Below are 21,333 nucleotides of genomic sequence, written 5' to 3'. Positions count from 1 at the left end.
ACTCATGCGCCGCCCAGCTCGGCCACCGCGTTCGCCGCCGGCGCGGCACAGCGCTCGATCCACTGGGCGACGGCGCTGACCGGCGGGGCGACGATGGCCTCGTCGATGCCCAGCTCGGCGTACCCGGCCATGGCCTCGGCAAAGCCGTCGAGCGTACCGCTGGGGTCCAGGTGGAGGACGGTCTTGCGGATGGTTCCGTAGTCGCGGCCCACGTCCTCGCAGTGACCGCGCAGTACCTTCAGCTTGTGCGCGACCTCCTCCGGGCTGGAGGTGAAGAGGTTGCAGGCGTCCGCGTACTGGGCAACCAGCCGCAGGGTCTTCTTCTCCCCACCTCCGCCGAGCATGATCTCCGGGTGCGGGGGGCTCACGGGTGCCGGGACGCAGAGCGTCTCGGCCAGCTGGTAGTGCCTGCCCTCGAAGGGGCCGTTGTTCTGCGGGTCCCACATCTGCTTGCAGATGCGCAGCGTCTCCTCCAGCCGCTCGAAACGTTCGGCGACCGGCGGGAACGGCACTCCGAGGCCCGTGTGCTCACGCTGGTACCAGGCGGCGCCGAGCCCGAGGAAGGCCCGGCCGCCGGAGAGCACGTCGAGCGTGGTGACGATCTTGGCCAGCAGCCCGGGATGACGGTACGTCACCCCTGTGACCAGCAGGCCAAGTCGGGTCGTGGAGGTGTGGGCCGCGAGATGGCCGAGGATGGTGTAGCCCTCCAGCATGGGCTCCGTGGCGGTGAGCCCGTACGCCTCCATCTGGAAGTAGTGGTCCATGACGGAGAGCCGGCTGATGCCGGCCGCCTCCGCGGCCGGGCCGTCGGGGTGGTCGAAGCGGGTGATGTGTACGCCCAGTCGCATGGGGGTCTCCAGTTCAGCCGGCGCGGTGGCGGAGCCCGTCGAGGAGCAGATCGAGCATGCGGCCCGCGCGGTCGCGTTGTTCTTCGTCACTGGTGATCAGGAGGACGCCGCCGAGGGGAATCCGACGTCGATGGGGTCCACGTCCGAGCGCAGGACGCCCGCCTCGGCCCCAGCCTTGAGCAGCGTGCTGATGGCTGTGCTGATGTGAACGTAGCAAACCAGGAGTGCCCGCCGGCATGACCACGAGCACGCGCGTCACCAGCGGGCCGCGATCGTCGTCGCCCGGCAGGAGGGGGGTGAGCATGCAGGAGTACCTCCTGTCTGCTGCTACTGGCCGCTCACCGGCCGCGCTGACCTCGTGGAGCCTCCCCCGTCTCGGGGGGGGGCGCCGCACAGGGACCGCTGGTGGAACAGTTCCTGCGCATCGCCCTCGAACAAGGCCATCAGGCCGAGGGCCCGTTGTCAGAGGCATGCGCTTGGATGTCCTGAGCACACGATGCGCACGCTCGAGCGGCCTGAGACAGAGAGGTGGACACCGCCATGGGACTGGTGGCGTTGGACTTGCCCGCCCCGGCACAGCTGCGCGGACGCTGGGCGGCTTTCGCAGCGGTCTGCGCCGCCCGGAAGTGGGGCTCCATGTGCCATGCCGAGGGCCGCGTCTGGCACTTCGACGACGCGGGTGGCAACTGGCTCAAGCTGCACCACCTCGACGAGGGCCGTGCGGTGCTGACAGGCAACGACCACGAGTACTCGGAGACGTACTACGGCCCCGCCGCGGAGGAGTTCAGCGAGGAGGAGACCGATCTGCTCGCCGGAGCACCGGACTGGTGGCGGCCCGTCGTGCAGCAGACCCTGGACGCAGAGGACTATGTCGGCTTCGTCTACGGCTTCGACGGCGCCGACGGATGGAAGCGCGCCGAGTACAGCGTCGACGACGGTTTTCGCAGCGTGGGCCTGCCCGCCCTGAGCCTCGAGGAGACCCGCGAGAGCATCACGGTGTTCACGAGGAACGCCCCGGGACTGAACGGCGCGGCTCCACCCCAGGCCGCCGTCGACGCGCTGATCGCCGCCGACGGCGACGTCACGGAGGATCACGTGATCGCGGTCATCGGGAAGGGCGGCTGGGACCCCGCGGCGGGCGCGGCCGCAGCCAGGAAGTCCCTGGCCTTCTGACCAGGCGCAGCGACGAAGCGTTTGCGGACACGGCACCGGCCTTCGTCAGTGCCAGTTCTCGGCGTCGTGCATGTACACGACCAGGGCGCGGCCTTCGGTGCGCGAGGCGGTGCGGGCCAGCGCGACGGCGGCGGCGCGGTCGTAGGCGTCGTCCGGGGCGGTCATCGAGGCCGGCGAGGTCAGGACCCGGTACCCGCAGACATTGCGTCGCCAGTTGTCCAGGTACAGCGTCTCGCCGGCAGGCGGGTCCACCGGGTCGACGCGGGGGTCGCGGTGCAGCACCGGCCATTCGCGTACGACATCGCCGTGGCGCAGGACGGCCACTTTCTGCGCCATGCGGAGGATCTTGTATCCCCACGGGATCGATCTGTGCAGATCCGGATCGCGGAATCCGGCGGGATCGGTGAACGCGGACGTGGGCCGGTGGCCGCCGAAGAGCACGTACTGCGTTTCGGTGCGCTCGCTGTCGAAGGGGTCGATACGGTCCGCCTCAGCCGGCGGGTACGGCCAGTAGTCCATGCCGCCGATCCTGCCAGGCTCATCAGGAGCGACCAGACGGGGTGCGCCGAGATCAGCGCGACGGTGGCGCCGAGTTCGTCGGCGGTGCGCCGCAGCACGGGCAGGGCGGCCTCACGGACGTCGGCCACGTACCCGCGAGCCGGCTACCGTGCCGGAACCGGCCCGGTAGCGGCCGTCGGGGGTGCGGACGAGCAGATGGAACTCGGCGAGCGTGACCAGGATCCGGTACGCGATGGTGCGGTGGACACCGAGCCGCTGCGCCACGTCCTGTACCGCGAGCCCCTGCGGCTGCCCGGCGACCAGTTCGAGGGCGAGCAGACCGCGTCCGGCCTGGGGCGGTGCGGCCCTTCCGTACCACCCCCGCCCCCATGAATCAGGCGCGCCTCGGCTCGCCCTCCTCCCGCGGGACACCCCGCGGCAGCGCGCCCACGATGCGCAGCGCGATGTCGCCGTACTGATAGGCAAGTTGGTCGACGGAGAATTCGCCGTCCTCGTGGAACCAGCTCGCCACACCAATGCCCATGTCGAGAATCGAGTACGAGGCGATCCTCGCCGACCGCACGTCGAAGGCGCCCTCGGCCGCACCCCGCTCGATGAGTTCGCGGAAGCGGCGCTCATAGTCGCTGCGGCGGCCGAGGACCTGCTCCTGCTCGGGCTGTTCCAGGCTGCCGATCTCCCGATTGCCGACGAAAGCCTCCAGGCGATGCCGCGCGTGATACCGGATGTGCGCTTCCACGGCGCGTCGCAACTGTTCGCACACATCGTCGGTGCCGGCCACCGCCGCGGTGTTGTCCGCGATGAGCCGCTCCATCGTGCCGTTCATGATCTCGGCCAGGAGGTCGTGCTTGGAGGCGACGTGCTTGTACAGGCTCGGGCCGCGAATGCCGACGGCGGCGCCGATGTCGGCCATGGTCGTGGACCAGTAGCCCTGCGCCGCGAACAGCCGGAGCGCGGCCTGCCGGATCGCCGACCGGCGGTCGGCCGCGGGCGCGCCCTCCGGCCGCGCGGGCCGGTGCGGCCGCTCGTACCGCCCCCCTGGGACTCTGCTCACCTGAACTCCGTTCACATCGACTCCTGTACTGTCGGCAAGCTATCAGCAATTAGCTGATTACACCCCCCTTGACCTGCCATTAGAGCCCACACCCTTGACACACCACTCAACTCGCCCTTGTCATTGGCTAATGATCAGTAGCCAAGATCGGGAGTGAGCGTGTCCATCGAGTTCGAGATCGACGAGAGGGTCGTCGGCATCGCGCGGCGCACGACCGAGTTTGTCCGGGATGTGGTGATACCCGAAGAGCAGGCGTGCGACGGGAACGTCCATGCCGGACCGGAGCCACTGCGGCGGCGACTGCAGGAGGCGGCCCGGGAGGCAGGGGTGTTCGCCCCGCATGCCGGCACGGAGTGGGGCGGGCTCGGGCTGGATCTGCGCGGGCAGGCCGTGGTGTTCGAGGCGGCAGGGTACTCACTGCTGGGACCGCTCGCGCTCAACTGCGCAGCGCCCGACGAGGGCAATATGCACCTGCTCGAGGTGGTGGCCACCGGGGAGCAGAAGAAGCGGTACCTGCGCCCGCTGGCGGCCGGCGAGATGCGCTCCTGCTTCGCGATGACCGAGCCGGCGCCCGGCGCCGGTTCCGACCCCCGGGCGCTCTCCACCACCGCGACGAGAACCGAGGGCGGCTGGCGAATCGACGGCCGCAAGTGGTTCATCAGCGGCGCGGACGGAGCCGCCTTCGCGATCTGCATGGCCCGCACCAGTGGCGGCCCCGGCGATGCGGGCGGCGCGACGATGTTCCTCATCGACGCCGACAACCCAGGCATGAAGATCGTCCGGAACATCGACACGCTGGACCAAGGCCTCTTCGGCGGGCACAGCGAGATCGTCTTCGAGGGCTGCGAGGTCGACGACAGCGCCGTGCTGGGCGAGGTGGACCAGGGCTTCCCCTATGCGCAGGTGCGGCTCGGACCTGCCCGTATGACCCACTGCATGCGCTGGCTCGGGGTGGCGCGGCGGGCACAGGACATCGCTCTCGAGCGCGCGGCGGACCGCTCTGCCTTCGGCAAGCCGCTGGCCGAACTCGGCATGGTGCAGCAGCTGTTGGCGGACTCGGAGATCGACATCGAGACCAGCCGCGCGGTGCTCTGGCGCGCCTGCTGGGAACTGGACCAGGGACGTCCGGCCGCCCAGTACACCTCGATCGCCAAAACGTACGTGTCCGAGGCGGTGAACCGGGTGGTGGACCGGGCCGTACAGGTGTGCGGCGCGCTCGGTATCTCGGGTGACGCCCCGCTGTCGCGGCTGTACCGCGAGGTGCGTCCGTTCCGCATCTATGACGGCCCTTCCGAGACCCACCGCTGGGCCATCGCCAAGCGCGCGGTGCGGGCGGCGCGGGAGCGGAGGGCTGCCCGGTGACCGCATCCGGAACGACGCCGATCGGCGTCGATGTGCCCGTACTGCAACGGTACTTCGAGCGCCACCTGCCCGAACTCGCGGGACCGCTGAGGGTCGAGCTGTTGCCGGGCGGGCGCTCCAACCTGACGTACGTCGTGACCGACGGGACGCACCGCTGGGTGCTGCGCCGTCCGCCGCTGGGGGTGCTGACGCCGACCGCGCACGACATGGACCGCGAGTACCGCGTCGTCGCCGCGCTCGGCGGCACCGGGGTGCCGGTCGCACGGGCCGTGCTGTCGTGCACGGACCCGGAGGTGATCGGTGCGCCGTTCTGCGTCGTCGACTTCGTGGCGGGCGCGGTGCTGCGCGACGGCGACGAGGTCGCCGCGCTGCCGCCCGCCGACGCGCGGCGCGCCGCCGACGCGCTCGTGGACGCCCTGGTGGCGCTGCACTCGGTCGACGCCACCGCGGTCGGACTCGGCGGCTTCGGGCGCCCGGACGGCTATCTGGAGCGCCAGGTGCGACGGTGGCGCGGGCAGTGGGACAGGGTCGCCACCCGGGCGCTGCCCGACCTCGACGCGCTGCACGGCCGGCTCGCCCGCGCCCTGCCCACCAGCGGCGCCCCGGCGATCGTGCACGGCGACTACCGCCTGGACAACACCATCCTCGCGCCAGGCGACTTCGGGCGGATCGCGGCGATCGTCGACTGGGAGATGGCCACACTCGGCGATCCGCTCGCCGACGTCGGGATGCTGCTCATGTACTGGGCCCCGGCCTGCGAACCGGTCCTCGGGGCGCGCCACGTCCCGACGGCCAACCCCGGATTTCCCTCCGGCCACGAGCTTGCCGAGCGGTACGCCGAGCGGTCCGGCCGGAACATCGACGCCCTGGGCTTCTACCAGGCACTGGGGTGCTTCAAGCTCGCCGTGATCGCCGAGGGCATCCATGCCCGCTATCTGGCGGGGCAGACCGTCGGCAGCGGCTTCGACCGGGTCGGCTCCGCGGTGCCCGCGCTGCTGCGCTCGGGACTGGAGCTGCTGCCGTGACCACGAAGAAACCGAACGAAGGAGAGCCCGTGCGCGACCGACTGTCCGGACAGACCGCCCTGATCACAGGCGCGACCGGCGGCATCGGAGACGCCGTCGCGCGCCGGCTGGCCGCCGAGGGCGCCCAGGTGGCGGTGACCGACGTGGACGCCGACCGCTGCAAGAAGTTGGCGAAGGAACTGACAGCCGACGGGGCGACGGTGACCGGGTTCGCCCTCGACGTCAGCGACGAGGACGCCTGGTGCGGCGCCGTCGAGCGAGTGGTCGCCGAGCTCGGCGGTCTGACCGTGCTCGTCAACAACGCGGGCATCGCGGAGATGCGGACCGTGGAGACGGAGACTCAGGAGTCCTGGGACAAGGTCATCGCGGTCACCCAGACCGGCGTCTGGCTCGGCATGAAGCACGGCGGACCCGCGATCGAACACTCCGGAGGCGGATCCATCGTCAACATCGCCTCGATCTTCGGTACGGTCGGCGGCTTCGGCAGCCAGTTCTCCTACCACGCCGCCAAGGGCGCGGTCCGGCTGATGACGAAGAACGCCGCACTGCACTGGGCCACCCGCGGCGTCCGCGTGAACTCGATTCACCCGGGCTTCATCGAGACGCCCCGCTCGCGCGCACTGTGGGAGGGCACGGCCCGGCACACCGCGATGGTCGAGGGCACCCCCATGGGCCGCCTGGGCCGGCCCGACGAGGTCACGGGGGCTGTGGCGTTTCTCGCCTCCGAGGACGCCAGCTTCGTCACCGGTTCCGAGCTGTACGTGGACGGTGGCTGGACCGCACGGTGACAGGGGAAGGGGGGCGCGGTCGCCGCGCCCCCCGTTTTTCTTCCTGCCTGTGCGTTGGTGTCACTTCACGCGCGTGTACTGGTTCACCCCGCCCTCGAACGCCACCGAGGCCCTCCCCCGCAGCACCAGGACGTCCAGATGCGCCGCCGTCTCGTTGACCGCGAGCATCTGGTTGAAGGCGCTGAGCTCACCGAACGGCACCTGACGGCGCGTCCAGCCCAGCTTGCGTGCCACCGCGTGGGCGTCGAGCGTGGACTCGCCCAGCGCCGTCAGGCTCTCGTCCAGCCGGTCGTCGTGGTGCGTGAGCAGCTCGGCGACCCGGGTGTGGACGCTGTCGGCGACCGGCCCGTGCGCGGGCAGCAGGCGCGCGTCGGCGTACCGGGTCATCAGCCGCAGCGAGTCCAGGTAGTCGGCGAGCGGCCGGCCGCCGGGTTCCGCCAGTTCGAAGCCGATGGACGGGGTGATGTGCGGCAGGACGTGGTCTCCGGAGAACAGCAGTCCGCGCTGTTCGTCCAGGAATACGACATGTCCCTTGGTGTGTCCGGGCGTTGGTACGACGTGCAGCTCGCCGTCGCCGAAGCGGAGGGTTTCCGCGCCGAGCCAGTGGTCGGGGGCTTCCCACATGCCCGGGTCGTAGCCGCCGTGGTCCATCGCCTGGATACGGTCGGCCAGTTCACCTGCGCCCGCCCTGCGCAGGGTCTCCAGGGAGCCGGCGGGCTCGTCGCTGCGCAGCCGGTCGAGCATCTCCAGGCCCGGCCGTTCGCCGGCACCCAGGTACACACGGGATCCCAGCAGCCGGCGCAGTTCCACGGCGTTGGTGTAGTGGTCCCGATGGATGTGGGTGACCAGGATGTGGCTGATGTCGCCGAGGTCGCGGCCGATGGCGGCCAGGGCCTCTTCCAGGGCCTTGCGGGCCTCGGGGATCGCCCAGCCGCCGTCGATCATGACGATGCCGTCGTCGGCCAGGTTCTCCAGCAGATAGACGTTGACGGCGTGCAGTCCGTCGTTGGGCAGCGGCAGGGGGACGCGGTGCACCCCGGGCTGGACGGTCTGGACTCCGGCTGCGGCCCATGGGCCCTGGTCGAACCGCGCTGTCATAGCTCTCCGTAGGTCGTCGGCCGGCCCGGGAGGGCCGGGTGTGCCCGGTTCATGCCGGGTCGGGGGTGCGCGCGTGGAGTCGGCGGACCAGTTCGCGGGCCCCGAACCGGTCGAGTTTGCCGACCTTGGTCTGGGGCAGTTCCTCGATGTCGTACACGAACTCGGGCCACTTGTTCTTCGGCAGTCCGATGCTGTCCAGGTGCCCGGTCACCTCCGCCAGGTCGATGCCGCCGCCGTCCTCCGTGACGACGAGCAGCGCGATCCGTTCGCCGAGCACCTCGTCCGGGACGGCGGCGACACAGGCCCGGGCCACCCGCGGGTAGCCGGCGACGGCGCGCTCTATCTCGGTGATGTCGATGTTGCGGCCGCCGCGGATGATGATGTCCTTCTCGCGGCCCATGATGCTGACGGTGCCGTCCTCGTGGGTCGTCAGCAGGTCCCCGGTGGGGAAGTAGCCGTCCTGCGTCAGCGCGGGCGGCTCGACCCTGCCGTCGCGGGCGTAGCCGAGGAAGAGGGAGGGACCGCGCACCTGCGCCCGGCCGGACACGCCCGGTGCGGCCACGGCCCCGTCGGCGGTAAGGGCACGCAGCTCCGTACCGGGGAAGGGGCGGCCGTCCCTTCCGAGCCGTATCTCCTCGGGGTCGTCGGGGTGCGGCGAGGTGTGGCCGAGGCACTCGGACATGCCGAAGACGCGGAGGATCTTCGTGCCCAGGGACTTCTCTGCGCGCGCGAGGGCGCCTCGGTCCATCGGACCGCCGCCCACGGTGATCGCCCGGACCCCCGCGAGGATGCCGGAGCCGGCCGCTTCGGCGCCCATCTGCAACGCCATCGTCGGGACGCACATGGTCCAGCGGACCTCGGCTTCGGCCATCCGCCGCAGCGCCACAGCCCGGTCCCACTTCCCCGCCAGGACGAGCGGGCCGCCCAGCAGCAGCGAGAGGTAGACGCCGAAGCAGTACGCGGCCGTCGACGAGAGCGGCACGATGGCGGCCACCGCGTCGCCGCGGGTCAGACCGTTGATCTCGATGGTGCTCGTACCGGCGTAGCGCAGGGCCTCCTCGGACTGCACGACCCCCTTGGGCCGCCCGGTGGAGCCGGAGGTCAGTCCGATCAGGACGCCGCCCGACCAGCGCGACACATCGCGGTCGCCGGCCGCGGACCGGCAGGTCCAGCCGTCGAGTACGGTCTCCGCCCGGCCCGGGAGCAGTTCGGGCACCGTCCATTCGGCCGTCGCCGAGGGCTCGGCGACGACGGCGTCCGGGCGGATGTCCTCGAAGGCCGCGGCGAACTCGGCACGTGTGGTGTGGCGGTTGACCACCGCGAGGACCCCGCCGGTGAGACCCACGGCGAGGCTGGCGGCGACGGTGCGCCATGAGTTGTCGGCCTGGAGCAGGACGGTGCCGCCGGCCTCGCCGGTGGACATCGCCTCGGCGAGCCGGGCGGCCTCGGCGAGCAGCTCGCGCGCCGTATGGCTGCCCGTGTCGTCGATGACGGCGACGAAGTCCTCCTGCTCGGCCCTGTGGTGGAACTCCCGCGCTACCTGTCGCATCCCGCTTCCTCGCTACGCTGTGCCGAACTCCGTGACGAACGCTGTTCTCGGACCGGCCGGCGATTGCCGGTCGGTCTTACTGCCGTGCTGACGAACTGGGGAAGGGCGATCCGGCGGTCTCAGCCGGTGAACATCTCAGCTTCGTGGCCCAGCACCGCGATGCGGCGGCCCTTCATGTCCCCGACCTGGGCGACCGCCTCCGCCCATTCCGGGCTCGCGAGGGCCTTCTTCAAGTCCTCCGGGGAGTCGAAGCTGAGCACGGAGATCCCGTCCCAGCCCTCGGAGCGCGGCTCCAGGGCCTGGTCGATCTCGGTGTGGCGCCAGGCGCGGAGGCCGGGCAGGCGGAAGGTCAGCTCGGCGTGATCGCCGCGCCACCAGGCGATGAACCGCTCGTGGGTCCACTCTGGGGGGCGTGCCGCGAGCAGGACGAGGTTGTACATGGCTGTCCTCCGTAGGTGTATCAGTCGAATCGGATCTCGGACGACCGGCCGATCAGCAGCCGGCTCAGCCGGCCGTTGTCGTCCACCCTGCCGGCGGCGACGAAACTCGCCTCGGGTACGCCCCCTCGCCTTACCTCGCCGAGGAAAAGTTCGTCCTGGCCGAGAGTGGTCGCGGACAGCAGGTGGTGGGTGCGCGTGCCCTTCTCGCGCTGCTCCAGGTATCCGACGAGGGCGGCGCGGTCACCGGCGAAGTCGGTGGCGTCGCCGCCGCCGGTGGAGAACAGGATGGAGAGGGAGAAGTCGTCGCTGATCAGGTCGAGGATCCTGGACGGCTCGTCACTGTCGAGGATCTCGAACCAGGCGGTGAGGAAGGGGGCGGCGCAGGGCGGGCCTCGGTCGTTGTCTCCGTCATGTCGGCTTCCTTGTGGCTCTGTTCGGGGCGGTGGTGTGGTGCTCGGGCGCGCGGCCGGGTGTTACTCCGGCCAGTCGATGAGGTCGTACGTCGTGGTGAAGTACGACTGGTAGCGCGCCATCAGTCCGTCGGGCGTGACGACCGCGGCCGAGAGGAAGGACCCCATGGCCTTGCCCGACTCGGTCACCACTCCGTACACGGTCTCCAGATCACCGTCACGGCTGTGGCGGAGGATTTCGTGGACCCGGTCGACGGCGTTCCGGCCCGCGATGTATGCGGCGAAGTCGTCCCTGCTCCGTCCCGTCGCCTCGCGGCCCGGGAGGGCGATGAGGAAACGGAAGTCCGGGGTGAGGAGTTCGAGTGCCGTTTCCGGATGGTCGCTGTCCATCCGCGCCATGTAGGCACGCAGCACACTGGGCATGAGTGGTCCTCTCGCTGTGCGGAAGGCTGCCTGCGTCAGTCGCGGGCAGGTGATGGCGTCAGTCGCGCGTGGGCGGGGTGAAGAAGTCGCCCTGGGACTCCCAGCGGCCGTTGGTGACGACGACCTTCTGTACGTCGCGGGTGCCGAGGTGGTGGTCGTCGGAGAAGTTGAGCACCGGCCCCACGCCCGTGTCGACGTCACGCGCGTTCTCGAAAGCCCGGGTGAGCGACTCGGAGGTGACCGGTCCATCGATGGTTCTGGCGACCTCGACGAACGCCTTCGCCGCGGCCCAGCCCCACAGGGTGATGAAGTCGGCCGGCTGACCCGGCTCGTACTTCGCCATCGCCTCGCGGAACTCCTTGACGGCCGGATCGTCGTCATGCGGTGACTTGACCAGCTGCACGGCCTTGACCCCTTCGGCAGCCTTGCCCGCCAGCGTGAGCGTGGACTGCGCAGCCACCGGCGCATAGCCGTAGACGGGGGCCGTGAGCCCCTGAAGCTTGGCTTCCTTGAGGTAGGACGCGGCCTCGGCCGCCGCGAGGATCAGGACGACCGCGTCGGGTTTCCGGGCCTTCACCTTGCTGATGACTGGGCTGTAGTCGGTGGTCTGGAACTTGACCGTCAAGCTCTTCACCTCGACCGACGGGTCGGTCTTGCGGGCAGCGGGGCCGATCTCCTTGGCGACGTTCACGAATGCCTTCGGGTCGCTGTGCACGACGAGCACCTTCTTCGCTCTGTCGCGTGCCACCCAGTCCCCGAGGGCGGCCGCCTGGTCCTCGTACAGCGTCTGCAGACCGAACAGGCCGTCGCGGGCCGGCTCGTACCAGGACTCGTCCCCGCCCAGCGGGTTGAGGACCGGCACCTTCGACTGCTCGAGCACGAAGGGGAAGGTGGCCTGCGACTGGGCGGTTCCGTTGGCCGCGACGATCGCCACGACCCCTTCCTGGTCGACAAGCCGACGCGCGACCTGCACCGTCTGCTGCGGATCGAACGCGCTGTCCTTGACGATCCACTCGATCTTGCGGCCGTTGATGCCGCCGCGTGCGTTCACCGACTTGAAGTACGCGTCGGCACCTGCCCGCTCCGGAATGCCGAAGGAGGCCAGGGCCCCTGTCAACGGATACCATGCGCCGATTCTGATGACCTTGTCATCCCTCGCAGCCGAGGGGCCTCCGGTGCCGCAGGCGCTCGCGACCAGCGCGATGACCGCAGTGAGTACGGCGATGAGTGCGCGTGTGGTGCGTCGTCGCATGACCCCTCCCCAGATCAACCTGAGTTAAGTTCAATTCAGGTTGGATTTTAATGCTGGGGTAACACACCTGGCAATGGTTGATGACGTACCCGATCACACGGGTGAGAGGAGACGACAACGCGGCCCCCTGACGGACTTCCGTCAGGGGGCCGCGAGGTGCCGCGGGACCGCTCAGCGCATCAAGAGGCGACCATCCGCACGCAGGCGCCCTCGATCAGCTCACTGATCTCCGCGAGCGGCGTCGGCCCGGACGGCCGGTACCACCGCCACACACTGACGATCAGGCCGAGCACACTCGCGCCCAGCAACTGTGCGTCCCGCAGCGGGAAAGCACCCTGGGCCATGCCCCTCACCAGCAGGTTCGTCCAGTCGCGCTCGACGACCTGGACCAACTGCCGGGCCGCGACCCGCTCGGCCTCCTCGCGCGCGGACCGGCGCGAGCCGGACAGCAGGTCCATGTGGTTCTGCAGAATGCGCATCTGCAGGACCTCGTGCGGGGAGACGTCGTACGCCGCCCGGACTGCGGCCCGCAGCGCCTCGACAGGGTCCGCGGTGTCCTTGGTCGCCTCGGCGAACCGGTCGTGGGAGCGCTGCAGTTCGAGCCGCATGATGGTGAGCAGACAGTGGGTTTTCGACTCGAAGTAGTGGTAGAGCGCGGTCTGCCCGATACCGACCCGCTCGGCCACGGTGGACCACTTCGTCGCCTCGAAGCCGGCCTCGCCGAAGCAGTCCACGGCAGCCGCGAGAATGGCGGCGCGCTTGGACCGCGGTCCCGCCTCCGGTTCAACGATCTTCGTCATGACTTCTCCTGGCCGTCACTCACCGTGTCGGTAGCCGAGACTAAACCCAAGTTGAACTCAGTTGCCAATCGGATGCGTCACAGGCGTTCGATGACGGTCGCATTGGCCATGCCCCCGCCCTCGCACATCGTCTGCAGACCATAACGCCCGCCCGTCCTGCGCAGCTGGTGAACGAGCGTGGTCATCAGCCGGGCGCCCGTGGCGCCGAGCGGATGACCGAGCGCGATCGCGCCGCCGAAGGCGTTGACCCGGGCCTCGTCGGCACCGATCTCCTTCTGCCACGCGAGGACGACGGAAGCGAAGGCCTCGTTGATCTCGACGAGATCGATCTGACCGATCGAGAGACCGGCCTTGTCCAGCACCTTCTCCGTCGCCAGGATCGGACCGGTCAGCATGTGGATCGGGTCGGAGCCGACCACGGCCAGGGTGTGCACCCGGGCCAGCGGGGTCAGACCGTGGCGGCGTACCGCCTCCCCGGAGGCGATCAGCAGGGCGGCCGCGCCGTCGGAGATCTGGCTGGATACGGCGGCGGTCAGCCGGCCGCCCTCGGTGAGGGTCTTCAGGCCCGCCATCTTCTCCAGCGTGGTGTCGGCGCGCGGGCCCTCGTCGGCGGTGAGCCCGAAGGCCGGGGTGATCTCGTCGTCGAACGCACCGTCGGCCTGGGCGGCGAGGGCCCGCTGATGGCTGGTGAGCGCGAACTGCTCCATGTCCTCACGGGAGACGGCCCACTTCTCGGCGATCAGCTCGGCACCCCGGAACTGCGAGACCTCCTGCTCCCCGAAGTGCTCGCGCCAGCCTTCGCCCGCGTACGGACTGCCCATGCCGGCCTGTTCGCCGACGTACATGGGGCTGGCGATGGGCACGAGGCTCATGACCTCCACGCCCCCGGCGACCACCAGGTCCGCGGTGCCCGACATGACCGCCTGGGCGGCGAAGTGCACAGCCTGCTGGGAGGAACCGCACTGCCGGTCGATGGTGGTGCCGGGGACATGCTGCGGCAGGCCCGCCGACAGCCACGCCGTGCGGGCGATGTTTCCGGTCTGCGCGCCGATCTGGCTGACGCAGCCGAAGTACACGTCGTCGACGGCGCCGGGGTCGACGCCGGTGCGCTCGACAAGAGCACGCAGCACATGCGCGCCGAGGTCGGCCGGGTGCACGCCGCTGAGCGCGCCCTTGCGGCGGCCGACCGGGGTGCGGACGGCTCCGGCGATGAATGCTTCCGACACGGTGGGCTCCATGGGGTTTCGGGTGGGGATCAGGTCCTGGGGGAAACGCGGGTGAAGTCGGGCGCCCGCTTGCCGAGGAAGGCGGCAACGCCCTCACGGCCCGCGTCGGAGGCGGCCGCGGCGGCGAGCGAACGGGCCTCACGGTCCAGGTGCGAGGCGAGCTCCGAGGTGAGACCGGCGGCGACGAGCCGGCAGGTGGCGCCGAAGGCGGCGGTGGGTCCGCGGCGCAGGGCCTCGGCCGTGCGCGCGGCCTCGGCGGCCAGCTGCTCGTCGGCGACGACCCGGCTCACCAGCCCGATCGCCGCGGCCTCCGCCGCGGGAATCCGGCAGTTGGTCAGCAGCAGATCCAGCGCGCGCTTGGGCCCGATGAGACGGGGCAGGAACCAGCTCACTCCAGCGTCCGGCGAGTAGCCGATGCCGGTGTACGCGGCGGTGAACGAGGCATTGTCGGCCGCGAGGGTCACATCGGCGGCCGCGGCCAGCCCGATGCCGGCCCCGGCGACCGCTCCCTGGACGGCGGCCACCATCGGCGCGTCGATCGCGACGAAGGTGCGCAGAGCCTCGTGCAGGGCGTCGGTGACCGCGATGAGGTGCTTCTCCAGCGCGGCGCCCGAGAGCAGGGAGAATTCCCTGAGGTCGCCGCCGACACAGAAGGACTTCCCCTCGCCGGTGAGCAGCACCGCCCTGGCGCCCTCGCGCTCACAGGCCCGTGCCGCGTCAAGGAGTCCGCGCGCCGTCTCCAGGCCGATGGCGTTGCCCGCCTCGCCGCGGCGCAGGGTGACGCGGGCGAGCCCGTCGTCCTGGATGTCGATGCCCACCCTCATCGCGCGGTCCATCCACCGTCGACGGTCAGGACCTGCCCGGTGCAGTACGAGGACGCGTCCGAGGCGAGGAACAGCAGTGCGCCGTCGAGTTCGTGCCCGTGGCCGCCACGGCGCAGCAGGGTGTTGCGCTCGACCCAGCGGCTGGAGCGCTCGTCGCCGAAGAGGTCCGCGGTCATCTCGGTGCGGAACCAGCCCGGGGCGAGTGCGTTGACACGCACGTCGTCGCTGCCCCACTGACCGGCCAGCTCCCTGGTGAGACCGATCAGTCCGGCCTTGGACGCGGAGTAACTCGCGCCGCCGAGGGGAGCGGCGGAGACCAGGCCGAGGATGGAGGAGACGTTGATGATGCTCCGGCCTGCGGCAGATCCGTCGGCGGGGGCGGGTGCCTCGGCGGTCAGCCGGGCGAGGTGGAAGGGCGCGATGAGGTTCACGCCGAGCACGTCCGCGAAGGCGTCCGGGGACTCGTCCTCGGCGCGGGTCTCACCGGAGGTGGCCGCATTGTTGACCAGGACGTCGATGCGGCCGGTGGTGGTCAGCGCCGTCTCCGCCAGCCTCGTACGGTCGGCTTCCCGGGAGACGTCGCAGGCGACCGGGTGGATGCGGGCGTCGGAGTCGGCGAGTTCCTTGAGCCGGTCGATGCGGCGCGCGGCGGCGAACACGGTGGCGCCGGCCTGGGCGAGAACGGCAGCGAACCGTGCGCCGATGCCCGAGGAGGCGCCGGTGACGATCGCGGTCCTGCCCTGGAGGGAGAACAGTTCGGCGGCGGGGCGCGGCGTGCTCACTCGTCCACCCCGATCGGCAGGGCGGTCGCACCGCCGTCGAGCACCAGGGTCTGGCCGGTCATCCACGAGGAGGCCTCGGAGGCGAGGAACAGGGCCGCGTTCGCCACGTCCTCCACGGTGCCGAGGCGCCGCATCGGCAGCTTGGCGGTGAGGATGGGCTCGCGGACCTCCCACACGGCGCGCGCCAGCTCCGTCTTGATCAGCCCGGGGGCGATGGCGTTGACCCGTGCCTTCGGCCCGAGTTCGTACGCGAGCTGCCGGGTCATATGGAGCATGGCGGCCTTGGTGGCGTTGTAGTAGCCGATGTGCGGGTCGACGATCAGCCCGCCGACGGAGGCGATGTTGATCACCGCTCCCCCGTGCTCGGCCATCCAGGCGCGCCATGCACAGCGGGTCCAGGCGATCATCCCGTACTGGTTGACCCGTACGGTCTTCTCCGCACGCGGCAGATCGAGGTCCAGCAGATCGCCGTTGTACGGGTTGGTCGCCGCGTTGTTGACGAGGATGTCGACCCGGCCGAAGCGGGTCATGGTCTCGTCGACGCACGCCTCGGCCTGGTCGGGCTCACCGGCGTTGGCCACCACGGTGTGGATGTCGCCGTCGCCCTTGACACGCAGCAACTCCTCACGTGCCTCGGCGAGTCCGGCCGCCTTACGGGCCGCGATCACCACGTGTGCACCTGCGGCCCGGTAGGCGGTGGCGATACCGAGGCCGATGCCGCGGGATCCTCCGGTGATGACGGCCACCTTGCCGTCGAGGGTGTCGGCGCTCACGCTGCCCCTGCCTTCGTGTCGGTCTTCTTGTACTGGGCGAGTTCGTGGCGGGCCACGGTGCGCAGATGCACCTCGTCGGGGCCGTCGGCGATGCGCAGCGCACGCGTGATGGCGAACAGCCGGGCCAGTACCGTGTCGTCGCTGACGCCCGCCGCGCCGTGCGCCTGCACTGCTCGGTCGACGACCTTGTGGGCGACCTCCAGCGCGGCGACCTTGATGGCGGCGACCTCCATCCGGGCGGCGGCGTTGCCGACGGTGTCCATCAGCCAGGCCGACTTGAGGACGAGGAGCCGCAGTTGCTCGATCTCGATGCGGCTGCGGGCGATCCACTCGCGCACCACGCCCCGGTCGGCGAGCGGCCCGCCGAACGCGACGCGTTCGGCGGCGCGTTCGCACATCAACTGCAGGGCACGCTCGGCGAAGCCCACGGCGCGCATCGCGTAGTGCATACGTCCCGGGCCGAGCCTCCCCTGGGCGAGCGCAAAGCCCTCCCCCTCGCCGACGAGGATGTTCTCCACGGGGACGCGGACGTTCTCGAACAGCACCTCGCCGTGCCCGCACCGGTCGGTGTAGCCGAACATCGGCAGGTCGCGCACGACCGTGACGCCGAGGGCGTCACGGGGGATGAGCAGCATGCTCTGCTGCCGGTAGGTGGGCGCGTCCGGGTCGGTCTTGCCCATCAGGATGATCAGCTTGCAGTCGGGGTCGAGGATCCCGGAGGTGTACCACTTGCGGCCGTTGACCACGTAGTGGTCGCCGTCGCGGGTGATGCGGGTGCGGATGTTGCGCGCGTCGGAGCTGGCGACCTCGGGTTCGGTCATCGCGAAGCAGGAGCGGATCTCGGCCTCGAGGAGGGGCCGCAGCCAGCGTTCCTGCTGCTCGGGCGTGCCGTACAGCGCGAGGAGCTCCATGTTGCCGGTGTCGGGCGCCGAGCAGTTGAACACCTCGTTGCCGATGATGGAGCGGCCCATGAGTTCGGCGAGCGGCGCGTACTCGAGGTTGGTGAGCCCCGCACCCCAGTCGCCGTGCGCCATGAAGAGGTTCCACAGCCCCTCGGCGCGCGCCTTCTCCTTCAGTTCGGCCATCACCGGCGGCAGCGCGTGCGGGTCGTCGGCCTCGGCGAGCTGCCGGTCGTAGACGGCTTCCGCCGGGTAGACGTGCTGCTCCATGAACGACCGCATACGGTCCTGGAGTTCACTCGCCCGGGGGGAGTATCCGAAATCCACGATTGCTCCTGTGGCTTGGGTGATCGGTCCGGTTCAGCCGAGGATGTCGCGCGCCGTGCGGATCATCGCGGCGATGGTGGGCGGCAGTCGTTCCTGGTCCGGGTCGTGGTGCTTGCCCTCGCGGTGCCGACGCAGGTTGTGGCCCATGATCGCGGCCATCTTCATGCGGCCCAGTGCCCGGAACCAGTCCATGGCGGGCAGCGCGGCCCGGCCGTCGAGATAGGTGTCGAGCAGTTCGTCCTCGGTGGGCAGGCCGGGCACGGCGCGGCCCAGCTGCGGGAAGTTGCGGTGGTCGGCGAAGAGCAGGAACCAGCCGAGGTCGATGCGCGGGTCGCCGACGCTCCAGATCTCCCAGTCGACGACAGCGACAGCGCGCCCGCCGACGCACAGCACATTGCCGAGCCGGAAGTCGCCGTGGAGCAGCACCGGTGGAAGGTCACCGGGCACATCTTCGGCAAGGCGCCGGAGCAGCTCCTCGCTACCAGGCCGTAGTTCGTCCGGAACGGCACGCATGGTGCGGCTCCATCGCTCCAGCTCTCCGGCCGCGTCGAGCGGTTCGGGCGCGTCGAGTCCGGGCGTGCGCAGATCGGTCTCGTGCAGACGCCGCAGCACTGAGGCGATCCTCAGCATCCGCGCCTTCGCGGTCGCGGGTGGTACGCGGGGCTCGTCGAGTACGGGTTCGACGGCCTCGCCGTCGGCGAACTCCATGGCGAACCAGGCGGGTTGTGTCTCGTCGACGGCGGCAACGCCCGGCACCGGGACCGTCGATCCGGCGAGCGCGCCCAGCACGCGCGCCTGACGCAGCACGTTGTTGCGTCCGATGGGGCGCTGCCCCGGAGGCACCGCCTTGATGACGTAGCGCGCGTCGCCGGCTGTCACCGAGTAGGTCAGGCCCGAGTGGCCGCCCGGCAGGGTTTTCAACTCCCCGATGGACGCCGACGGATGACGTGCGGCGAGCCGGTCGTGGACCCGTGCGGCAAGCTCCGCCACGTCGGTGGCCGTGCTCATCGGACCGGCTCCCTGGGCAGGCCGAGCACGCGCTCGGCGAGGATGTTGTGCTGGATCTCGTCGGTGCCGCCCGCGATGCTGTAGCCGGGGGCGCCGAGCAGATGCTCCGTCCAGGCGTACGTGCCCCACTCCCCCGTGTCCGCGACGAGGCGCGGGCCGAGCAGCTCGGACACCAGGTCGCTGGTGCGCCGCATGGTCTCGGTGGCGTACAGCTTGCCCACCGAGGCCTCCGCGCCCGGTTCGCGGCCGGCGACGAGGGCGGCGGTCACCCGCAGTCCGATGAGCCGCTGCACGAGGGTCCGGATGTGGAGGTCCGCGGCCTGTTGCTGTTCGCCGCCGGTGAGCGGGCAGGGCAGGTTCCTGGCCAGGTCCAGTGCCCGGTCGGCGTTGTCCAGGCCGAGGTTGCCGGAGTCCAGCCGCTCGGCGGCCAGCACGCTGAGCGTGACCCGCCAGCCCTCGCCGACCGGTCCGAGCCGGTCGGTGTCCGGTACGACGACCCCGTCGAGGTAGACCTCATTGAAACTGGTACCGCCGGTCATCTGCTGGATGGGCCGTACGGTCACGCCCGGCGCGTCCATGCGCACCAGGAAGACGGTGATGCCGGCGTGCTTGCGTACGTCAGGGTCGGTGCGGCACACCGCGACGCCCCAGGTGGCGACCCGCGCGCCGGAGGTCCACACCTTGTGGCCGTCCAGCACCCAGTGATCGCCGTCGCGCACCGCCTTGGTCCGCACTGCGGCGAGGTCGGAGCCGGCCTCGGTCTCGGAGAACAGCTGGCAGGCCAGCTCGTCGGTGCGCAGCATGGGGCGCAGCCAGCGCTCCTTCTGCTCCTCGGTGCCCCAGATGCCGATCGCGGGGGCGACGAGCTGCTGGGTCACCGGGAAGATCTCGGTCCGATGGGGCACCTCGAAGGCCGCCTCTTCGGTGCGGTAGAGCTGCTCGTAGTAGGCGGGAAGGCCGCGCCCCCCGTACGCCGCCGACCAGTTGAGTGCCCCCCACCTCTGGTCGTACCGGATGCGCTCCCACTCCTGGATGCCGACGGTGTGCTCACGCTCCTGCTCCTCGGTCCAGTTCTCGAACACGGCGACGGAGTCGGAGCCGCTGCCCCACTCCCCGTCGGCGGCGCGCGGCCGGGCGACCGTGGCCAGCCACTGCCGGGCCTGGGCGCGGAACTCCTCCGGTTCCGGGATACCGCTCATCTCTTCTTCCACCTCCATTCAGTGGGATGTTCAGCAGGTCAGCACGGTGCAGGCGCTCACGCCGGGGGCGCCGTACACATGGGTGAAGCCGACCCTGGGCTTGCCGGGGACCTGCCGTTCGCCGGCTCTGCCGCGCAGCTGCTGCACGACTTCGTAGACCTGGCGCAGTCCCGAGGCGCCGATGGGTTCGCCGTTGGCAATGCAGCCGCCGTCGGTGTTGACCGGCAGCGCGCCGCCGATCTCCGTCGCGCCTGAGGCGATCAGCCGCTCCTGCTCGCCGTCCTCGCAGAACCCGCACTCCGCCATGTGCATCACCTCGGCGCCGCTCTCGGTGTCCTGCAGCTGGCACACGTCGACATCGCCCGGGCCGATCCCCGCCTCCTCGAAGGCCGCGGCCGAGGCGTCGCGGCTGACGCTGGTCAGCTCCCCTCCGGGGATCCAGGGGCTGAACACCTCGAACGAGCCGAAGCGCCGGGTGCGTACGGCCGCCGAGCGCAGGGTGACCGCCGGGCCGTCCAGGGTGCGGGCGACCTCGGGCGAGCAGAGCACCAGCGCGGCCGCGCCCGCCCCGGGGGAGCAGAACATGTAGCGGGTCAGCGGGTCGCTGACCATGCCCGAATCCAGGATCTCCGCGGCCGAGACCGGTGTGCGGCGCCATGCATCGGGGGTCACGGCACCGTTGCGGTACGCCTTCTCGGCGACCAGCGCAAGGGTCCGCGGGGTGATCCCGTGGTCGTGCATATAGCGCTGGATCTTCATGCCGAAGAACTGCGTGGTCACCATCAGCCCGTCAGTGCCGTACTCCTCGCCCAGGCCCCAGTCCTCGGGCCGTGGGTCGAAGGCGCCGCGCGGGTGCTTGTCGAAGCCGACGGCGAGGACGACGTCCGCCATACCGGAGCGGATGGCATTGACGGCACTGATCAGTGCGCTGCCGCCGGTGGCGCAGCCGTTCTTGACGTTGACGAACGGCACTCCGGTCAGACCCAGTTGGGACACCAGGGTGTCGGCGAGCCCTGCGCTGTCGCTGCCGCCGAAAGCGGCCCGCACCCGCGACCACTCGATCCCGGCGTCCGCCAGCGCGGCATTCACCGCGCTGACGGCAAGCTGCCTGCCACTCGCCTCCGACCGGCCGAACGAGGTGCGCCCGGCACCGCAGATCAGGACATCGGTGCTCATGAGCCCTCCTCTCCGAGGGTTGCGGGCCTGGCCCGCGGGACGCCGCGTCCCGCGGTCACCATGAGAGGCATGCCGATGCGGACCGCGTCGAGGTCGTCGACGTCGAGTACGGCGGCCACCCGTACGCCTTCCTTCAGCTCGACGTAGCCGACCGCGAACGGCTCGAAGCCCCCGGGCGGGGCCTGGTACGGCGGCGACTTGGGGGCATACCGCTGCACCGTCCACGTCCACAAGGTGCCCGCGCCGGACAGGGCAGCCGGATCGGCCGGCCCTCCGCAGCGCGGGCACGCGTCGTCCGCGGGGTAGACGGCCACCAAGCAGCCGGAGCAGCGTGAGCCCTTCAGCCCGGTGGCCGGACTCCGCGGATGCGTGGCCATCCGG

The 21,333-nt window shown here is 70.7% G+C and carries 24 protein-coding genes; 5 read left to right on the top strand and 19 right to left on the bottom strand.

Going from position 1 to position 21,333, the window contains the following annotated elements:
- Positions 1-2: 2 nt before the first annotated feature.
- The gene (locus tag StrepF001_RS38095; protein WP_129802746.1) at positions 3-848 is read right to left on the bottom strand and encodes an LLM class F420-dependent oxidoreductase; all 846 of its coding nucleotides are present in this window, start codon (positions 846-848) and stop codon (positions 3-5) included.
- Here StrepF001_RS38095 and StrepF001_RS45930 point away from each other — a divergent pair.
- Both StrepF001_RS45930 and StrepF001_RS38085 read left to right on the top strand, forming a co-directional pair.
- Positions 847-1,056 (top strand): hypothetical protein, encoded by a 210-nt coding sequence (locus StrepF001_RS45930; protein WP_165396494.1) that lies wholly within the window; start codon positions 847-849, stop codon positions 1,054-1,056. The genes StrepF001_RS38095 and StrepF001_RS45930 overlap by 2 nt on opposite strands.
- A 332-nt stretch (positions 1,057-1,388) precedes the next feature.
- Positions 1,389-2,021: a proteophosphoglycan 5 gene (locus tag StrepF001_RS38085; protein WP_129802745.1), complete on the top strand. Its 633-nt coding sequence runs from the start codon at positions 1,389-1,391 to the stop codon at positions 2,019-2,021.
- A gap of 45 nt (positions 2,022-2,066) precedes the next feature.
- On the opposite strand, the gene StrepF001_RS38080 is transcribed toward StrepF001_RS38085, so the two are convergent.
- The 3 genes from StrepF001_RS38080 to StrepF001_RS38070 form a co-directional block, all read right to left on the bottom strand.
- On the bottom strand, positions 2,067-2,540 hold the full coding sequence (locus StrepF001_RS38080; RefSeq protein WP_129802744.1) for a hypothetical protein: 474 nt from the start codon (positions 2,538-2,540) through the stop codon (positions 2,067-2,069).
- A 111-nt stretch (positions 2,541-2,651) separates the two neighbouring features.
- Positions 2,652-2,951, bottom strand: a complete 300-nt coding sequence (locus tag StrepF001_RS49760; RefSeq protein ID WP_165396493.1) for a helix-turn-helix domain-containing protein — start codon at positions 2,949-2,951, stop codon at positions 2,652-2,654.
- Positions 2,914-3,591: a TetR/AcrR family transcriptional regulator gene (locus StrepF001_RS38070; protein WP_129802742.1), complete on the bottom strand. Its 678-nt coding sequence runs from the start codon at positions 3,589-3,591 to the stop codon at positions 2,914-2,916. Before StrepF001_RS38070 ends, StrepF001_RS49760 begins: the two co-directional genes overlap by 38 nt.
- Before the next feature lie 159 nt (positions 3,592-3,750).
- Between StrepF001_RS38070 and StrepF001_RS38065 the strand changes: the two genes are divergently transcribed.
- The 3 genes from StrepF001_RS38065 to StrepF001_RS38055 are packed head-to-tail and all read left to right on the top strand — an operon-like array spanning position 3,751 to position 6,766.
- Positions 3,751-4,953 (top strand): acyl-CoA dehydrogenase family protein, encoded by a 1,203-nt coding sequence (locus StrepF001_RS38065; RefSeq protein ID WP_129802741.1) that lies wholly within the window; start codon positions 3,751-3,753, stop codon positions 4,951-4,953.
- Entirely contained in the window at positions 4,950-5,978 is a 1,029-nt protein-coding gene (locus tag StrepF001_RS38060) for a phosphotransferase family protein (RefSeq protein ID WP_129802740.1), read from the top strand. Before StrepF001_RS38065 ends, StrepF001_RS38060 begins: the two co-directional genes overlap by 4 nt.
- Before the next feature lie 29 nt (positions 5,979-6,007).
- Positions 6,008-6,766: an SDR family NAD(P)-dependent oxidoreductase gene (locus StrepF001_RS38055; RefSeq protein WP_129802739.1), complete on the top strand. Its 759-nt coding sequence runs from the start codon at positions 6,008-6,010 to the stop codon at positions 6,764-6,766.
- Between the two features lie 60 nt (positions 6,767-6,826).
- Here the strand turns inward: StrepF001_RS38055 and StrepF001_RS38050 are convergent, their stop codons facing one another.
- The 15 genes from StrepF001_RS38050 to StrepF001_RS37975 all read right to left on the bottom strand — a co-directional run bounded on the left by StrepF001_RS38050 (position 6,827) and on the right by StrepF001_RS37975 (position 21,329).
- Positions 6,827-7,864, bottom strand: coding sequence for an MBL fold metallo-hydrolase (locus tag StrepF001_RS38050; protein ID WP_129802738.1), 1,038 nt, complete (start codon positions 7,862-7,864; stop codon positions 6,827-6,829).
- Positions 7,865-7,913: 49 nt separating this feature from the next.
- Positions 7,914-9,413: a class I adenylate-forming enzyme family protein gene (locus StrepF001_RS38045; protein ID WP_129802737.1), complete on the bottom strand. Its 1,500-nt coding sequence runs from the start codon at positions 9,411-9,413 to the stop codon at positions 7,914-7,916.
- A 119-nt stretch (positions 9,414-9,532) separates the two neighbouring features.
- Positions 9,533-9,853, bottom strand: coding sequence for an EthD family reductase (locus tag StrepF001_RS38040; RefSeq protein WP_129802736.1), 321 nt, complete (start codon positions 9,851-9,853; stop codon positions 9,533-9,535).
- A gap of 473 nt (positions 9,854-10,326) precedes the next feature.
- Positions 10,327-10,686 carry a nuclear transport factor 2 family protein gene (locus StrepF001_RS38030; RefSeq protein WP_129802735.1) on the bottom strand — a complete coding sequence of 120 codons (360 nt, stop codon included), beginning with the start codon at positions 10,684-10,686 and terminating at the stop codon, positions 10,327-10,329.
- A 58-nt stretch (positions 10,687-10,744) separates the two neighbouring features.
- On the bottom strand, positions 10,745-11,938 hold the full coding sequence (locus tag StrepF001_RS38025) for an ABC transporter substrate-binding protein (protein ID WP_129802734.1): 1,194 nt from the start codon (positions 11,936-11,938) through the stop codon (positions 10,745-10,747).
- A gap of 179 nt (positions 11,939-12,117) precedes the next feature.
- Positions 12,118-12,738, bottom strand: coding sequence for a TetR/AcrR family transcriptional regulator (locus StrepF001_RS38020; RefSeq protein ID WP_129802733.1), 621 nt, complete (start codon positions 12,736-12,738; stop codon positions 12,118-12,120).
- Positions 12,739-12,815: 77 nt separating this feature from the next.
- Positions 12,816-13,964: an acetyl-CoA C-acetyltransferase gene (locus tag StrepF001_RS38015; protein WP_129802732.1), complete on the bottom strand. Its 1,149-nt coding sequence runs from the start codon at positions 13,962-13,964 to the stop codon at positions 12,816-12,818.
- A 29-nt stretch (positions 13,965-13,993) separates the two neighbouring features.
- Positions 13,994-14,788: an enoyl-CoA hydratase-related protein gene (locus StrepF001_RS38010; RefSeq protein WP_240797845.1), complete on the bottom strand. Its 795-nt coding sequence runs from the start codon at positions 14,786-14,788 to the stop codon at positions 13,994-13,996.
- Entirely contained in the window at positions 14,785-15,570 is a 786-nt protein-coding gene (locus tag StrepF001_RS38005; RefSeq protein ID WP_129802730.1) for an SDR family oxidoreductase, read from the bottom strand. The genes StrepF001_RS38010 and StrepF001_RS38005 overlap by 4 nt, the downstream gene beginning before the upstream one ends.
- Entirely contained in the window at positions 15,567-16,343 is a 777-nt protein-coding gene (locus StrepF001_RS38000) for an SDR family oxidoreductase (RefSeq protein ID WP_129802729.1), read from the bottom strand. The genes StrepF001_RS38005 and StrepF001_RS38000 overlap by 4 nt, the downstream gene beginning before the upstream one ends.
- Positions 16,340-17,569, bottom strand: coding sequence for an acyl-CoA dehydrogenase family protein (locus StrepF001_RS37995; RefSeq protein WP_129802728.1), 1,230 nt, complete (start codon positions 17,567-17,569; stop codon positions 16,340-16,342). Before StrepF001_RS37995 ends, StrepF001_RS38000 begins: the two co-directional genes overlap by 4 nt.
- A 33-nt stretch (positions 17,570-17,602) precedes the next feature.
- Positions 17,603-18,577, bottom strand: coding sequence for a phosphotransferase family protein (locus StrepF001_RS37990; RefSeq protein WP_129802727.1), 975 nt, complete (start codon positions 18,575-18,577; stop codon positions 17,603-17,605).
- Complete coding sequence (locus StrepF001_RS37985; protein WP_129802726.1) at positions 18,574-19,776, bottom strand: acyl-CoA dehydrogenase family protein; 1,203 nt, start codon at positions 19,774-19,776, stop codon at positions 18,574-18,576. Before StrepF001_RS37985 ends, StrepF001_RS37990 begins: the two co-directional genes overlap by 4 nt.
- Positions 19,777-19,806: 30 nt before the next feature.
- The gene (locus StrepF001_RS37980) at positions 19,807-20,952 is read right to left on the bottom strand and encodes a thiolase family protein (protein WP_129802725.1); all 1,146 of its coding nucleotides are present in this window, start codon (positions 20,950-20,952) and stop codon (positions 19,807-19,809) included.
- Entirely contained in the window at positions 20,949-21,329 is a 381-nt protein-coding gene (locus StrepF001_RS37975) for an OB-fold domain-containing protein (protein WP_129802724.1), read from the bottom strand. The genes StrepF001_RS37980 and StrepF001_RS37975 overlap by 4 nt, the downstream gene beginning before the upstream one ends.
- Positions 21,330-21,333 lie beyond the last annotated feature (4 nt).

Origin of the sequence: Streptomyces sp. F001 (assembly GCF_004187715.1) — a bacterium.
Taxonomy (GTDB): Bacteria; Actinomycetota; Actinomycetes; order Streptomycetales; family Streptomycetaceae; genus Streptomyces; species Streptomyces flavusporus.
This window is presented reverse-complemented; position numbering and strand designations above follow the sequence as displayed.

Excerpts from the sequence above, each read along its gene's own strand:
- StrepF001_RS38020 (WP_129802733.1), bottom strand. The coding sequence starts at position 12,738 with ATGACGAAGATCGTTGAACCGGAGGCGGGACCGCGGTCCAAGCGCGCC.
- StrepF001_RS38045 (WP_129802737.1), bottom strand. The coding sequence starts at position 9,413 with ATGCGACAGGTAGCGCGGGAGTTCCACCACAGGGCCGAGCAGGAGGAC.
- StrepF001_RS37985 (WP_129802726.1), bottom strand. The coding sequence starts at position 19,776 with ATGAGCGGTATCCCGGAACCGGAGGAGTTCCGCGCCCAGGCCCGGCAG.
- StrepF001_RS38085 (WP_129802745.1), top strand. The coding sequence starts at position 1,389 with ATGGGACTGGTGGCGTTGGACTTGCCCGCCCCGGCACAGCTGCGCGGA.
- StrepF001_RS38010 (WP_240797845.1), bottom strand. The coding sequence starts at position 14,788 with ATGAGGGTGGGCATCGACATCCAGGACGACGGGCTCGCCCGCGTCACC.
- StrepF001_RS45930 (WP_165396494.1), top strand. The coding sequence starts at position 847 with ATGGGGGTCTCCAGTTCAGCCGGCGCGGTGGCGGAGCCCGTCGAGGAG.
- StrepF001_RS37990 (WP_129802727.1), bottom strand. The coding sequence starts at position 18,577 with ATGAGCACGGCCACCGACGTGGCGGAGCTTGCCGCACGGGTCCACGAC.
- StrepF001_RS37975 (WP_129802724.1), bottom strand. The coding sequence starts at position 21,329 with ATGGCCACGCATCCGCGGAGTCCGGCCACCGGGCTGAAGGGCTCACGC.
- StrepF001_RS38080 (WP_129802744.1), bottom strand. The coding sequence starts at position 2,540 with ATGGACTACTGGCCGTACCCGCCGGCTGAGGCGGACCGTATCGACCCC.
- StrepF001_RS37980 (WP_129802725.1), bottom strand. The coding sequence starts at position 20,952 with ATGAGCACCGATGTCCTGATCTGCGGTGCCGGGCGCACCTCGTTCGGC.
- StrepF001_RS38050 (WP_129802738.1), bottom strand. The coding sequence starts at position 7,864 with ATGACAGCGCGGTTCGACCAGGGCCCATGGGCCGCAGCCGGAGTCCAG.
- StrepF001_RS38025 (WP_129802734.1), bottom strand. The coding sequence starts at position 11,938 with ATGCGACGACGCACCACACGCGCACTCATCGCCGTACTCACTGCGGTC.
- StrepF001_RS38095 (WP_129802746.1), bottom strand. The coding sequence starts at position 848 with ATGCGACTGGGCGTACACATCACCCGCTTCGACCACCCCGACGGCCCG.
- StrepF001_RS38040 (WP_129802736.1), bottom strand. The coding sequence starts at position 9,853 with ATGTACAACCTCGTCCTGCTCGCGGCACGCCCCCCAGAGTGGACCCAC.
- StrepF001_RS38030 (WP_129802735.1), bottom strand. The coding sequence starts at position 10,686 with ATGCCCAGTGTGCTGCGTGCCTACATGGCGCGGATGGACAGCGACCAT.